13 protein-coding genes and 1 pseudogene are annotated in these 12,869 nt (G+C 60.2%); 8 read left to right on the top strand and 6 right to left on the bottom strand.

All coding sequences use genetic code 11. From position 1 onward, the window contains the following. The 4 genes and pseudogenes from ACILSR_RS30665 to ACILSR_RS30650 form a co-directional block, all read right to left on the bottom strand. Window positions 1–194 (bottom strand): annotated as a pseudogene (locus tag ACILSR_RS30665) (hypothetical protein); the annotation flags it as partial. A 24-nt stretch (window positions 195–218) separates the two neighbouring features. Beyond that, window positions 219–701 carry a DsrE family protein gene (locus ACILSR_RS30660; protein WP_395753633.1) on the bottom strand — a complete coding sequence of 161 codons (483 nt, stop codon included), beginning with the start codon at window positions 699–701 and terminating at the stop codon, window positions 219–221. Next, window positions 698–1,123 carry a rhodanese-like domain-containing protein gene (locus ACILSR_RS30655; RefSeq protein ID WP_395753632.1) on the bottom strand — a complete coding sequence of 142 codons (426 nt, stop codon included), beginning with the start codon at window positions 1,121–1,123 and terminating at the stop codon, window positions 698–700. Before ACILSR_RS30655 ends, ACILSR_RS30660 begins: the two co-directional genes overlap by 4 nt. A 25-nt stretch (window positions 1,124–1,148) precedes the next feature. After that, entirely contained in the window at window positions 1,149–1,499 is a 351-nt protein-coding gene (locus tag ACILSR_RS30650) for an ArsR/SmtB family transcription factor (protein WP_395753631.1), read from the bottom strand. A gap of 111 nt (window positions 1,500–1,610) precedes the next feature. Here ACILSR_RS30650 and ACILSR_RS30645 point away from each other — a divergent pair, with 111 nt between their 5' ends. From ACILSR_RS30645 to ACILSR_RS30630, 4 genes are all read left to right on the top strand, one after another. Then, window positions 1,611–1,817, top strand: coding sequence for a DUF2892 domain-containing protein (locus ACILSR_RS30645; RefSeq protein WP_395753630.1), 207 nt, complete (start codon window positions 1,611–1,613; stop codon window positions 1,815–1,817). Between the two features lie 70 nt (window positions 1,818–1,887). Further along, window positions 1,888–2,901, top strand: a complete 1,014-nt coding sequence (locus tag ACILSR_RS30640) for an efflux RND transporter periplasmic adaptor subunit (protein ID WP_395753629.1) — start codon at window positions 1,888–1,890, stop codon at window positions 2,899–2,901. After that, window positions 2,898–6,191: an efflux RND transporter permease subunit gene (locus ACILSR_RS30635; protein ID WP_395753628.1), complete on the top strand. Its 3,294-nt coding sequence runs from the start codon at window positions 2,898–2,900 to the stop codon at window positions 6,189–6,191. Before ACILSR_RS30640 ends, ACILSR_RS30635 begins: the two co-directional genes overlap by 4 nt. A gap of 6 nt (window positions 6,192–6,197) precedes the next feature. Then, a complete protein-coding gene (locus ACILSR_RS30630) occupies window positions 6,198–6,428 on the top strand; it encodes a DUF2892 domain-containing protein (protein WP_395753627.1) in 231 nt (76 codons plus the stop codon). Window positions 6,429–6,506: 78 nt separating this feature from the next. Here the strand turns inward: ACILSR_RS30630 and ACILSR_RS30625 are convergent, their stop codons facing one another. Together ACILSR_RS30625 and ACILSR_RS30620 are read right to left on the bottom strand one after the other, a co-directional pair. Then, window positions 6,507–6,878: an RNA recognition motif domain-containing protein gene (locus tag ACILSR_RS30625; protein ID WP_395753626.1), complete on the bottom strand. Its 372-nt coding sequence runs from the start codon at window positions 6,876–6,878 to the stop codon at window positions 6,507–6,509. A 199-nt stretch (window positions 6,879–7,077) separates the two neighbouring features. Continuing rightward, window positions 7,078–8,016 (bottom strand): glucosamine-6-phosphate isomerase, encoded by a 939-nt coding sequence (locus ACILSR_RS30620; RefSeq protein WP_395753625.1) that lies wholly within the window; start codon window positions 8,014–8,016, stop codon window positions 7,078–7,080. A 192-nt stretch (window positions 8,017–8,208) separates the two neighbouring features. Here ACILSR_RS30620 and mazG point away from each other — a divergent pair, with 192 nt between their 5' ends. The 4 genes from mazG to ACILSR_RS30600 are packed head-to-tail and all read left to right on the top strand — an operon-like array spanning window position 8,209 to window position 12,393. After that, on the top strand, window positions 8,209–9,000 hold the full coding sequence (mazG, locus tag ACILSR_RS30615; RefSeq protein WP_395753624.1) for a nucleoside triphosphate pyrophosphohydrolase: 792 nt from the start codon (window positions 8,209–8,211) through the stop codon (window positions 8,998–9,000). A gap of 30 nt (window positions 9,001–9,030) precedes the next feature. Continuing rightward, window positions 9,031–9,273, top strand: a complete 243-nt coding sequence (locus ACILSR_RS30610) for a hypothetical protein (protein ID WP_395753623.1) — start codon at window positions 9,031–9,033, stop codon at window positions 9,271–9,273. Then, the gene (locus ACILSR_RS30605; protein ID WP_395753622.1) at window positions 9,270–9,665 is read left to right on the top strand and encodes a TA system VapC family ribonuclease toxin; all 396 of its coding nucleotides are present in this window, start codon (window positions 9,270–9,272) and stop codon (window positions 9,663–9,665) included. The genes ACILSR_RS30610 and ACILSR_RS30605 overlap by 4 nt, the downstream gene beginning before the upstream one ends. A 46-nt stretch (window positions 9,666–9,711) precedes the next feature. Next, window positions 9,712–12,393, top strand: a complete 2,682-nt coding sequence (locus ACILSR_RS30600) for a DEAD/DEAH box helicase (RefSeq protein WP_395753621.1) — start codon at window positions 9,712–9,714, stop codon at window positions 12,391–12,393. Window positions 12,394–12,869: the final 476 nt, after the last annotated feature.

The raw sequence follows: 12,869 nt of genomic DNA, 5'->3' as shown, positions 1-12,869 counted from the left end.
AGTCCCACGGAGGCCACGATCTTCTCGCGCTGATGAAAGATCTCGCGGCTTTCGGTTTCAAATTTCTGCGTCCATTCGCCCACCTTGAGGTTGGGATCGAGAAACTTGTCGTTGATGCCCGGCTTCACACTCGCGTCCTGAGCGAGGGCGAAGGTGGCAAAAAGAGGAAGGAGGAGAAAGCGGAGAGGTTTCATGGAATAAAAAGGAGGGGAAAACGGCTACTCAAACTTAATGTAGGCAAAGCCTTGCAGCTGCAGGTCGACAAGGCGCGGGAAGGCACCCACCACGAGCTTCACGCCGGGCATCAGCTCGGCGGGTTTCACACCTTTCTGCTGCATGGTGTTCTCACACAGCTCGATCTGCACGCCACGCCGGATCAGCTCCGCCAGGATGTCTGCATTCGGATTGGGCATGTCCACGCCGAGGCGTTTGCGGGCTGCGTCATTCACCACGGCGGCGATGCCGGTGCCATGATAGACGAGGTGCAGATGCACCTGGCACGCGGCGATGCCCTGCTTGTCGTAGGTGTTGATGAGCTTGCGGGCGTAGAAGAGGCCCTTGTTTACGCCATCGTGCGCCACGTCATCGGTGACCTGATAAACAATGCGCAGGTTTTCGCGCACCTGAAGGGGAATGACCTCAGGTTCGGCGGCACAGGCGACTGAGGAGATCAGGAGCAGTGGTAGAAGCAGGTGTTTCATGGTCGGGCATCGGGTTTCCACGACATGTAGCCGCGGTGGATGTGCTGGATGTTGCGGAAGCCGAGTTCTTTGAGCACGGCCACGGCCTTGCGGCTGCGGTAGCCGCCCGCACAGTATACTAGCACGGGCTTGTTTTTATCCAGCGCACCGGCCTTGGCCTCAAAGGCGGGATCGCCGATGGAGAGGTTCACAGCTCCGGGCAGCGCGCCGTCGGCATATTCGCCGGAGGAGCGCACGTCGAGCACCTGGGTCTCAGGATGCGCCTGCAGCCAGGCATTGGCCTGCCCGCCATTGAGATTGGCACAGGTGCAGCCGGGAGCGGCGGAGAAGAGCCGGCGGTCCCAGCTCCCTTCATACCAGAACCAAAGGGCTGCGATGACAGCGAAGGTGATGAGCGTCCACATCAGGGTGCGCAGAATCATGGGGTTGATGTTGCATGTGGCCGTCTCAGGCTCCGCCCAGCTTCTTCATCTGCTGGGAGAGGCGCTTGAGCAGGTTGGTGCAGACATTGTCGCACAGCTCGGTGATGCTCGGATCGGCGATGAAGCAGATGGCGGTCAGCCCTTCACGGCGGCGGCCCACCATGCCGGCCTCCACCAGCGACTGCACATGGCGCGAGACGTTGGCCTGGGTCAGGCCCGTGGCCTCGACGAGCTCGGTGATGTTCTTCTCCCCCTCCTCCAGGGCGCGCAGGATTTTGAGACGGCTGGGTTCGGCCAGGGTTCGGAACCAGGAGGCGATCAAGACGAGGGCCTCCTCCGAAACCGGCGGCAGGCTTTTTTTACGTGCAGCAGGCATGAGTTGAAAAAGGGTTTGCAGACATCTGCTATATGCGTATAGACTCATATAGTTGATAGTGGATTATCCGCTGAGCCCTCTCCGAAGTCAAACCCGAATCAAGACATCCTTATGAAGCTCGAAAACGCCATCCGCGCCCTCGCCGGCACCATGATCCTCCTCAGCCTGGCCCTGAGCCACTACGTCCATCCAAACTGGATCTGGCTGGCCGCTTTTGTGGGGGCCAATCTCCTGCAGTCTGCTTTCACCGGCTTCTGCCCGGCTGAGACGGTCTTCAGAAAGCTGGGCTTTAAAGATTCCTGCACAGCAAAACGCTAAACGTGGGAAGCACAGCCTCATCTGCCGCCGTAAGTGTGGCTCAGCAGGCTCCATCCGACTTATGATCACCATGAAACCTTTGATCCTACTCTCCGCACTCCCGCTCCTGGCCTCCTGCGGCAGGCATGAAGCCGCCACCCACGAGGCCGCCGCGCTGCCCGCAGCCACGGTCAGGGTGCAGGTGGCCCGGCTGCAGCCGCACACCGCCGCCGAGGAGGTGGTGGGCACCGTGCGCTCCAAACTCCGCGCCATGGTGGAGGCCAAGATCAGTGGCCGCCTTTTGGAATACACCGCCATACCGGGCACGAAGGTGAAGAAGGGCGATCTCCTGGCACGCCTGGAGAACCAGGAGATCCAGGCCAAGGTGGACCAGGCCAAGGCCATGCTGGAGCAGGCGCAGAGCGACTTCTCCCGCCAGAAGCAGCTCATCGAGAGCAAGGCCACCACGAGGCAGGACTTTGACGCTGCTGAGGCGCGCGTGAAGGTGGCCACCGCCAGCGTGACAGAGGCCGAGACCATGGCCGGATACGCCCGCGTGACGGCCCCTTTTGATGGCGTGATCACCCGCAAGCTGGCAGACGTAGGAGACCTGGCCATGCCGGGCAAGCCGCTGCTGGAGATCGAGGCGCCCACCGCCTTGCGCTTTGAAGCCGACCTGCCAGAGGCCATGCTGGATCGTGTGAACATGGGTGCCAAGATGCAGGTGCGCATCGCCACGCTACCCTCTCTTGACGCCGTGGTGAGCGAGATCGCTCCGGTGGCCGATCCGGTGAGCCGCACCTTTCTGGTCAAGCTGGACCTTCCCGATGCCGACGGCTTGCGCACGGGCCAGTTTGGTCGTGTGGCCGTGCCTGTGGCTGAAACCAAGCTGCTCGTGGTTCCCGCCGCCAGCGTGCTCCGGCGCGGGCAGATGGAGCTGCTCTTTGTGGTCAAGGAAGGCCATGCGCTGCTGCGTCTGGTCAAGACGGGCAAGGTGCTCTCCGATGGCATCGAAATCCTCTCAGGTCTTGAGGAAGGTGAGCAGGTCGTCATCAAGGACGCCGCCAAACTCACTGATGGTCAACCCGTGACGATACAGCCATGAGCACCCCTGCCGATCACTCTCCCCACCTCGGCATCGCAGGCCGCATCGCCGCTGCGTTTGTGGACTCCAAGCTGACGCCGCTGGTCGTCATCGCCTCCGTCATTCTCGGGGCCGCCGCCGTGGTGCTGCTGCCGCGCGAGGAGGAGCCGCAGATCAAGGTGCCGATGGTCGATGTCATGGTGTCCATGCCCGGCTCCTCAGCCAATGAGATCGAAGAGCGCGCCACACGACCGATGGAAAAGCTGCTCTGGGAGGTGCCCGGCGTGGAGTATCTCTACAGCACCTCGCGCGACAGCGAGAGCCTCGTCATCGTGCGCTTCAAGGTGGGTGAAGACCCCGAGCGCAGCCTGGTGAAGATCACAGAAAAGTTGCGCTCAAACTTTGACCGCATCCCGATGGGCGTCACCCCGCCGCTCATCAAGCCCAAGAGCATCGACGACGTGCCGATCCTGGCGTTGACCTTCCACAGCGCAGGGTATGATCACCTCACGCTGCGCCGCTTGGCCGCGCAGGTGGAGGAGTCGGTGAAGCAGGTGCCGCTGGTGGCGGAGACCACGCTGCTGGGCGGCTCCCGCCGTGCCGTGCGTGTCATGCTGGACCCTGTGAAGCTCGCGTCGCGCAATCTCAGCCCCGCAGGCCTCGTGCCCATGCTGCAGCAGGCCAACCGCCAGTTCCGTGCAGGCGGTCTGACCACGGGAAACAACGAGGTGCTGGTGGAGACCGGCGCCTTCCTGCGCACCGCACATGAGGTGGGAGATGTGGTCATCGGCGTCTTCAGCGGACGTCCCGTGTATCTGCGCGAGGTGGCCGAAATCATCGACGGTGGCGAGGAGCCCACGCAGTACGTCTTTCACGGCAGCAAAAGCGCCGACGAGCCCGCCGTGACGCTCAGCATCGCCAAGCGCCCCGGTGCCAACGCCATCAGCGTGGCCGACGAGGTGCTGCAAAAGGTGGACCTGCTCAAAGGCACGATCATTCCCGCCGATATGCAGGTCAGCGTGACACGAAACTACGGCGAGACTGCGGCGGAGAAATCCAACGAGCTGCTGCTGCACATGGGCATCGCGGTTTTCAGCGTGGCCATTCTCATCTGGCTCACGCTGGGCTGGCGGGAGAGCGGCATCGTGGCGGTGGCCATTCCGGCCACGCTGGCGCTCACGCTGCTCATCTTCTACCTCTACGGCTTCACTCTGAACCGCATCACGCTTTTTGCGCTCATCTTCAGCATCGGCATCCTGGTGGACGACGCCATCGTGGTGGTGGAAAACATCGTGCGTCATTTCCACCTGCCGCAGAACAAAGGGCGGAGCTGGTCCACCATCGCGGTGGAGGCCGTGGGCGAGGTGGGAAATCCCACCATCCTGGCCACCTTTGCGGTGATCGCCGCCGTGCTGCCCATGGCCTTTGTCGGCGGGCTCATGGGCCCCTACATGCGGCCCATCCCTATCGGGGCCAGTGCGGCTATGTTCTGGTCATTGCTCATCGCCTTCATCGTCACGCCGTGGGCCTCCATCCGCATCCTGCGCTGGGGCGGTAAGTATTCCAAGCTGACCGAAGGCAAGGCCGTGGACGACGGCCACAAGCACCTGGCCTCCGAGCATGAGGAGGATTTTTTCACCAAGCTCTATCGCCGCATGATGGGCCCGCTCATTCACCACACCGGTTCGCGCTGGATGTTTCTCATCGGCATCACAGTGCTGCTGCTCGGTGCCATGGCCACCGTGGGTCTTGGCTGGGTGAAGGTGAAGATGCTGCCCTTTGACAACAAGAGCGAGTTTCAGGTGATCCTGAACATGCCTGAGGGCACCTCCCTGGAGCAGACCGCCGCCGTGGCGCGCGAGATGGCCGCCGTGATCCGCAAGGAGCCGGAGGTGACCGACTACCAGATCTACACCGGCGTGGCCTCGCCCTACAATTTTAACGGCCTCGTGCGCCACTACTTCCTGCGCCGTGGCGCCAATGTGGCGGACATCCAAGTGAATCTGGTGGGCAAGCACGAGCGCAAGGCGCAGAGCCACGACATCGCCAAACGTGTACGCCCTGCCGTCGCAGAGATCGCCGCGCGTTACGACGCACGAGTGGCCATCGCTGAAGTGCCTCCCGGCCCGCCCGTGCTGCAGACGCTGGTGGCAGAAATCTACGGCCCGGATGAAGAAAGCCGCCTCAAGATGGCGCGTGCGGTGAAGGACATCTTCAAGGCCACGCCCGGTGTGGTCGACGTGGACTGGTATGTGGAGGCCGACCAGCAGAAGGCGCGCTTCATCATCGACAAGGAAAAGGCCGCTCTTCACGGCATCAGCGCCGCCACCATCTCGCAGACCCTCAAAATTGCCGTGGATGGCGAGTCCGTGGACCTGCTGCACCAGCCGCAGGAGAAGGAGGATGTAAACATCCGCCTGGAGCTGCCCCGCTCCGCCAAGACCACAGCGGAGGATCTGCTGGCGCTGCGCGTTCGTTCCGGCGATGCCAATGCACTGCCCGAGCCCGGTGCCAGCGGTGCCCCGCTGGTACCCCTGCGCGAACTGGTGAAGGTGGAGCACGTGCCGGTGGAGAAAAGCCGCTACCACAAGAACCTCATGCCCGTGACCTACGTCATCGGCGATGTGGCCGGCGTGGTGGAGAGCCCCGTGTACGCCATCTTCCAGATGAACGAGGCGCTGAAGAAACTCGATACCCGCGCCTTTGGCGGCAGCGGTGCAGAATTGAAAATCCTCAATGCCAGCATGCCCTTCAGCGATGCCGAGCCCGCCATGAAATGGGACGGCGAGTGGCACATCACCATCGAGGTCTTTCGAGATCTCGGCGCGGCCTTCGGCGCGTGTTTGATCCTCATCTACGTGCTCATGGTGGGCTGGTTCCGTAGCTTCATCACGCCCGCCATCGTCATGGTGGCCATCCCGTTCTCGCTGGTGGGCATCCTGCCCGCGCACGGGCTCATGGACGCCTTCTTCACCGCCACGAGTATGATCGGCTTCATGGCAGGTGGTGGTATCGTGGTGCGCAATTCCATCATCCTCGTCGATTTCATCGAGCTGCGCCTTCAGGAAGGAATGCCGCTGAGCGAGGCCGTGATCGACGCCGGAGCCGTGCGTTTCCGTCCCATGCTGCTCACCGCCATGGCGGTGGTGGTGGGTGCGGCCGTCATCCTGGCAGACCCGATTTTCCAGGGCCTCGCCATCGCGCTCATGGCAGGAGAGATCGCCAGCCTCTTCATCAGCCGCATGGCCGTGCCGGTGCTCTACTTCATGGCCAACAAGCATTCTCATCCCGAATCTCCAACCCAAAACTAAACGACTATGAAACCAAACATCGGAACTGTGGACCGCGCATTGCGCATCATCGCTGGCCTCGGCATCATCGCCTACGGCATCGTCAATCACACCTGGCTCGGAGCCATCGGCGCAGTGCCGCTGCTCACCGCGTTTGTGCGCTTCTGCCCGCTCTATGCCCCCTTCGGCATCAGCACCTGCGGCAAAGGCGGCAATGACAAAGGTGGCTGCTGTGGAGGTGGTGGGTGCTGCGGATAACGCATTTGCTGCAGGCATGAAAAAGCGGCATCCGGTTGCCAGGATGCCGCTGAAAATAGTTTCTATGCCAAGGGTAGCTTAGTAGCGGCCACCGCCGCCGCCACCACTGTAGCCGCCACGGCCACCGCCGCCGCCGCCGCCTTTGCCGCCGTATCCACCACGGCCACCACCACCGCCGCCGTAACCGCCGGAAGGACGCTCTTCCTTCGGACGAGCTTCGTTAATGGCCAGATTGCGGCCGCCGTAGTCCTGCCCGTTAAGAGCGTTCATGGCTGCGTTCATGGCATCAGTGGTGTCCATTGTCACAAAGGCAAAGCCGCGTGGGCGGCCGGAGTCACGGTCCATGGGCAGATGGACGTCGGTCACGGTGCCGTATTCAGAGAAAAGCGCACTCACGTCGTCGGTGGTGGCGGAGAAGGGCAGGTTGCCCACATACATTTTAGTGTTCATATCGTTTGCTTGGGTGAAGCCAGCCTGTGTGGGGCGGGAACCAAGCTCCGGGATCGGATTTAAGAACACCAAAGAAACAACCTGATGAACGACTTAGCTTCGCCTTTATCAGGTTAACTTGCAGTGACACCCTTCGCCCCCATCGGGGGAATTGCAAACGTTAGTTTGGAATGTTTAAGGGACGCAGGCGGAAAGCGGCTCAGTGCATTTCCACTTCGCACTGGCCCAAGCCGCCGCGGTAGTAGTTGAACTGCACATTTGGGTGATCGGCCAGCAGGGACATCGGCACGGCGGCATCGGCCAGCCGCTTAGAGATCATGAGAGCGGTGAGGCGCTGGCCCAGCGGATTGTCATGCTGCCCGGCGTGCCAGATGCTGACCTTCTCCGCCATCCACGTTTCCTTGGGACCCACCGTGATGGCCTTTTGCGGCACCAGGGTGATGTTGCCACCGCCTGAGGTGCGCGCATTCTGCATCAGGGTGACCGGATGCAGATCGACGACGCGCGTGGTCAGCTTGCGATACTCCGCCGGTGGTGGAGGTTCGTTCTTGTACTTTCCCGTGCGCTTTGGCGGATCGTTGAATGCCCAGTGTTTGATGTCTCCCTGGCCGCCCTGCATCACGGCGCAGCGAATGCCGCTCTGCCAGCTCTTGATGTAGGCCGCTGTGTCCGCCTTGGGGAAATGCAGCTGCGAATCTGGCATGCAGAGTTTCTTTTGCATGCGGTCAAAGCACAGCTCGCGGTCCGCCCGTTCAAAGGAAAGCGGGTGCTCCAGGGTCACCTCTTTCTTGGTGTGCTCGTCATACCATTCATCCATGCCCCAAAAATGCCCGTCCTTGATGGAAATGCCGAGATCATTGATCAGCCGCGCCACCAGCGGAAGCTGCTCCGTCGGGCCGATCGGGCCGCAGATGCCCGCGGGATTGTCCGGCGTGGCCTGCTTCCACGCGTGGATGTACTCCAGCGCTTCAGCGAGGTAAAAATCCTCCAGCGTGTCAAACATCACCACCTTGAATCCAGGCCGGGAGAGTTGCCGCAGATCCCGCTCCGTGAGCCGTGCTGCGTCGTTGATAAGGTCATCTTCCAACGTGGTGTAGTCCCACCACTCCGGTGCAATATGGCTGATTTTACGCGGCATGGTTTGATTGGGTTATTGGCGGATTGTCCAAGAAAACGCGAGTTTTGCCAAGCTCTCATCACTTATGGCGAAAAAATGTCACGAGAAGCCGGGGGCGAGGCTCCTGGGTCAAGCAGGGGCATTCTTGACCTCGTGACCACCTCTTGACCGTCGCAGCCTTGACCTCATTGACGCACGGCACTACCTCCCTGCATGGAAGATATGCTCAACCACCCCGATGCCCTCACTCGCCTGCGCTACGTCGTGCACCGCCTGCGCGCGCCCGGCGGCTGCCCCTGGGACATGGAGCAGACCCACGTATCCCTCATCCCTCACGTCATCGAAGAAGCCTACGAAGTGGCGGACGCCATCCGCGGCGGAGACCCCGCCCAGATCTGCGATGAACTTGGCGACATCCTCCTCCAGCCCGTGCTGCATGCGGAGATTGCCAGCGAGACCGGAGCCTTCGATCTCGACAAGATGGCTCACGGCCTCACCGAGAAACTTATCCGCCGCCACCCGCACGTCTTTGGCGATACCAGCGCCGCCACTTCAGACGCCGTTTTGAAGCAATGGGACGCAATCAAGCGCACCGAGAAAGGCACCGAGCACGAAGGACTCCTCCACGGCACCGGCAATGGGCTGCCCGCACTCATGCGTGCGCAGAAGCTCCAAAAGAAAGCCGCCCGCGTCGGCTTTGACTGGCCGGATGCCACGCCCGTCTTTGCCAAGATTCGCGAAGAAGCCGCTGAACTCGAAGAAGCCATCGCCAACGGTGACAAAACCCACATGGAGGAAGAACTCGGGGACCTCCTTTTCAGCGTCGTCAATCTCGCCCGCAAACTCGGCATCGAATCTGAACCCGCCCTAGCCGCCGCGAATGAAAAATTCACCCGCCGCTTCCACGCCATGGAAACGCACCTCCGCACCCAAGGCCACGAGCTGGGAAAGCTCTCCCTGGAGCAGATGGACGCAGCGTGGGACGAAGTGAAGCACAGTGTTTGACAGGTCGTCTGCAGAAGGCATTTTTGAGTCATGCAACTGACCATCGAGATTGATGACGAAACTTACGCCGGCATCGAAGCCGTGGCGCGGAGTGAGCATTCCAGCGTCAGCAGTGTGGTGAAGAATGCACTTAGCCGCATGTCTGGTTTGCGGAAGCCGCCGGTAAAGGCTGCGCATGGGTATAAGATCCCCATTTCCAAAGGTGGGCGTCCGTTCACCTCGGAGGAGGTTTATGCGGCAGAGGATGAAAATGACATGCGGGGGATTTCATGATTTGGCTCGTGGATGGCAACGTCCTGGTGGCCTATGCCGTGGATACTCATGAGCAACATCAACGCGCCGTGAGCTGGTTTGAAAAAATGACAGACTCTTTTGCCACCTGCGCTGTTACTCAGGGAACTTTGCTGCGGCTGCACATGCTATGTGCGGCAGATCAAAGTGCCTCGGCTGCATGGAATGCCCTGGAGGGTTTTGAAGCGCACCCATGCCATGTTTACTGGTCAGATGACCTTCCCTATCGCGAGGTTCCTCATCGGCAGATCCAGGGCCACCGCCAGGTGACGGATGCCTGGCTGGTCGAACTGGCACGCCGAAACGGCGGTAAAGTGGCCACGCTTGACCAGGGAATGGTCGCGACTTATCCCAACGATGCTGTCTTGATCTGATTCGATGGATCTCGGCGGTTTTTCATTTCCCAAGCTCTGGGCGCAGGTGCGCACAAAATCCTGGCTGTGGCTGTTTCGGCGGCAACAAATTGAGGAGGGCGGGCGGCTGCTCAAGCACGGGGACATTGGGCTCGCAGGCGTGCATGTGTGTGCGGAGAACGAGGTGGAGATCATCGCGGGAATTGGCACGGCCTTGTTCAATTCGGCGTCTGTCACCGCCCATCTGCGGCTGCGGGAGGATGGCAGCCTGACCATGACCTCCCACTGCACCTGCGCCGTGGGTACGCTCTGCCAGCACGCGGCGGCGCTGATGCTCATGCTTGATATTGAGGACGGCCGCAGGCGCATTGAAGGCATGGCGCGGGTGAGAGACAAAACCTCCGTTGCCGCTGAGCCAGAGGCGCCGGTGAAGGAGGCTGAGATCGAGCTGCCGCCTTCCGAACCCAAACCTATTTTGCTGGTAAGGCGCATGATGGTGGAAATGCCGCAGATCACTGCAAAGCGAAACATCGGGGGATGGGAGCCACGCAGCATTGCCTTCATCCAACCCTGTGCGGAATATGACGACTGCCCGCTGCGTTTTGAGATGCTGGTCCGCAGTCCGGCGCATCAGTGGAAGGATGAGAGCGGGGAACGATTCACCTTGGTGCGCAATTTGCGGTCGGAGCGCCTCTTTCTGACGGACCTTTCCACGCTAGGTTTCAAATCGTTCGCTGAAGCGCTTCCAGGTGCCAAAGCGCCTGAATCGACACTTGGCTTCATGGCGGTGGCGGGGGATCAGGCGTTGTTCTGGTCGCAGTTTCTCAAGGATCAGGTGCCGAAGTTGAGGGAAAGTGGCTGGCGGGTGGAGGTGCCTGAGGACATAGGTTTCCAGATTCATGAAGCCGGCGAAGATGCCTGGTTCACGGACCTCTCAGGAGACCAAGCGGGACGTGAGTGGTTCTCGCTGGATCTGGGGGTTGAGATCGAAGGACGGCGCATCTCGATGGTGCCGTTGCTGGTCGATTGCATCGATCAGGGACTTAATGCTGCTGTTTTGGAGAAGAATCTGGATCAGCGCTTTCTTCTCTCGCTCGGCGGTGATCATGGGGATGTGCTTTCCGTTCCTGCCAGCAGGCTCATCGTGCTGCTGCGTTTCTTTGATGAACTGCTGGCGACGCGGCCGGTGAGGAAGGATGGCAAGCTGCAGTTGGACAAGCTGAGGGCGGCACAGCTGGCGACGCTGGACGGGCTGCCGATTCGTGCGCCGGCTGAGCTGACGGCGCTGAGCCAGCAGTTGGGGAGTTTCCGGGAGATTGGGCTCATCACGCCGCCGGCGGGATTGAAGGCAAATTTGCGCGATTATCAGCGTGAGGGTGCATCATGGATGCAGTTCCTGCGTGAGTTTGGGCTGCATGGCATTCTGGCGGATGACATGGGGCTTGGCAAAACGTTGCAGACGCTGACGCATATCCTCATTGAGAAGGAGAGCGGAAGAATGAAGCATCCTTGTCTCATTGTGGCACCGACGAGCGTTTTGAGGAACTGGATCAACGAGTCGATCAAGTTTACGCCTTCGCTGAGCCTGCTGCTGATGCAGGGGCAGGGGCGCAAGAATGACTATAAGCACCTGAAACAGTATGATCTGGTGGTCACGAGCTTTCCGCTGCTGGTAAGGGATGCGGAGGTGATGCAGGCGCAGGAATGGCACATCGTGGCGTTGGATGAGGCACAAAACATCAAGAATCCGAAGAGCCTGGCTGCACAGACTTGCAGCGGGTTGAAAGCGAAGCACCGGTTGTGTCTGACGGGGACTCCGATGGAAAATCATCTCGGGGAGCTGTGGAGCCTTTTTAACTTTTTGATGCCGGGACTGCTGAGTGATGCGGATACTTTCAGGCAGCACTATCGCAATCCCATTGAACGTGAAGCAGATGCGGAGAGGCAGAAGCAGCTGAGCACGAGGATTCAGCCGCTGCTGCTGAGGAGAACGAAGGATGCGGTGGCGAAGGAGCTGCCACCTAAGACGGAAATTCTGCACACAATTGAGCTTGGGAAGGAACAGACGGACCTTTATGAGACAATTCGTGCCGCGATGGACAAGAGGGTGCGTGAGGCGATCGAGGTGAACGGGCTGGATCGGTCGCAGATTGTGGTTTTGGATGCGCTTTTGAAGCTGCGGCAGGTGTGCTGTCATCCGCAATTGTTGAAGCAGGAGACGGCGAGATGTGTGTCGGATTCGGCAAAAACGGCGTACCTAATGGATGAGATGCTGCCGGAGTTGATTGAAGAAGGTCGGCGGATTTTGATCTTTTCCCAATTCACGGAGATGCTGGCCATCATTGAGGCGAGGCTGAAAAAGGACGGGGTGGGGTATGTGAAGCTAACGGGGAGCACGCGGGACCGGGAGACGCCGATTCAGGAGTTTCAGGCGGGGAAGGTGCCGGTGTTTCTGATCAGCCTGAAGGCGGGCGGGGCGGGGATCAATCTGACGACGGCGGATACGGTGATCCATTATGATCCGTGGTGGAATCCGGCGGCGGAGGCGCAGGCGAGTGACCGGGCGCATCGCATCGGGCAGAAGAATCCGGTGTTTGTGCACAAGCTGATCTGTGAGAACACGATTGAGGAGAGGATCGTGAAGATGCAGCAGAAGAAGGCGGCGCTGGTGGAAGGGCTGCTGGCGGGGCGTGCGGACAAGCTGCAGCTGACGCAGGCGGATATTCAGGCGCTGTTTATGGCGGAGTGAGAGGTGCTGCGGAGGGACGTTCGGATTGCCGCAGAGGGGCAGAGGGAGCAGAGTGCCGGAGGAGGGCTGGTAAAAGATGGGTGGTAAAAGATTTCAGCCATTGTGAGGTGACGTGTGGTGTGGCTCGGTGGCTGGATCGTGTTTTCCATTCTTTCTTTAACCACAGAGGCGCGATGATCACAGAGGTTCTGAAGGCCGGAGTTGGGGAAGGCAGAGCGAAGTGGATGATGGAAATAGGGTAAAAAAATTAAGGGTAAAAAGATTTCATCTTTTGGTCCACAAAGGCGTGAGGGATGGAGTATTGGCGGCCTGGGGTGAGGGCGGGGCGCTGAGGAAAACGGCGGAATGAAGGTAGAAAGATTAGGGGTAGAAAAATTTCAGAAATTATGCGCCGCTTGAGATTTGAAAAACGCAAAGGAAGATCAGAGGTGAACCACGGATTTCACCGAATACAGGGATGTCAGAGGCGGACTTGG

This window comes from Prosthecobacter sp., assembly GCF_044222565.1.
Lineage (GTDB): Bacteria > Verrucomicrobiota > Verrucomicrobiia > Verrucomicrobiales > Verrucomicrobiaceae > Prosthecobacter.
The sequence above is the reverse complement of the archived record's forward strand: the minus strand, read 5'-3'. Positions and strand labels throughout refer to the sequence as shown.

Bases quoted from the DNA above. Each gene is read 5' to 3' on its own strand.
- ACILSR_RS30660 (WP_395753633.1), bottom strand. From the start codon at position 701: ATGAAACACCTGCTTCTACCACTGCTCCTGATCTCCTCAGTCGCCTGT.
- ACILSR_RS30655 (WP_395753632.1), bottom strand. From the start codon at position 1,123: ATGATTCTGCGCACCCTGATGTGGACGCTCATCACCTTCGCTGTCATC.
- ACILSR_RS30650 (WP_395753631.1), bottom strand. From the start codon at position 1,499: ATGCCTGCTGCACGTAAAAAAAGCCTGCCGCCGGTTTCGGAGGAGGCC.
- ACILSR_RS30645 (WP_395753630.1), top strand. From the start codon at position 1,611: ATGAAGCTCGAAAACGCCATCCGCGCCCTCGCCGGCACCATGATCCTC.
- ACILSR_RS30640 (WP_395753629.1), top strand. From the start codon at position 1,888: ATGAAACCTTTGATCCTACTCTCCGCACTCCCGCTCCTGGCCTCCTGC.
- ACILSR_RS30635 (WP_395753628.1), top strand. From the start codon at position 2,898: ATGAGCACCCCTGCCGATCACTCTCCCCACCTCGGCATCGCAGGCCGC.
- ACILSR_RS30630 (WP_395753627.1), top strand. From the start codon at position 6,198: ATGAAACCAAACATCGGAACTGTGGACCGCGCATTGCGCATCATCGCT.
- ACILSR_RS30625 (WP_395753626.1), bottom strand. From the start codon at position 6,878: ATGAACACTAAAATGTATGTGGGCAACCTGCCCTTCTCCGCCACCACC.
- ACILSR_RS30620 (WP_395753625.1), bottom strand. From the start codon at position 8,016: ATGCCGCGTAAAATCAGCCATATTGCACCGGAGTGGTGGGACTACACC.
- mazG (WP_395753624.1), top strand. From the start codon at position 8,209: ATGGAAGATATGCTCAACCACCCCGATGCCCTCACTCGCCTGCGCTAC.
- ACILSR_RS30610 (WP_395753623.1), top strand. From the start codon at position 9,031: ATGCAACTGACCATCGAGATTGATGACGAAACTTACGCCGGCATCGAA.
- ACILSR_RS30605 (WP_395753622.1), top strand. From the start codon at position 9,270: ATGATTTGGCTCGTGGATGGCAACGTCCTGGTGGCCTATGCCGTGGAT.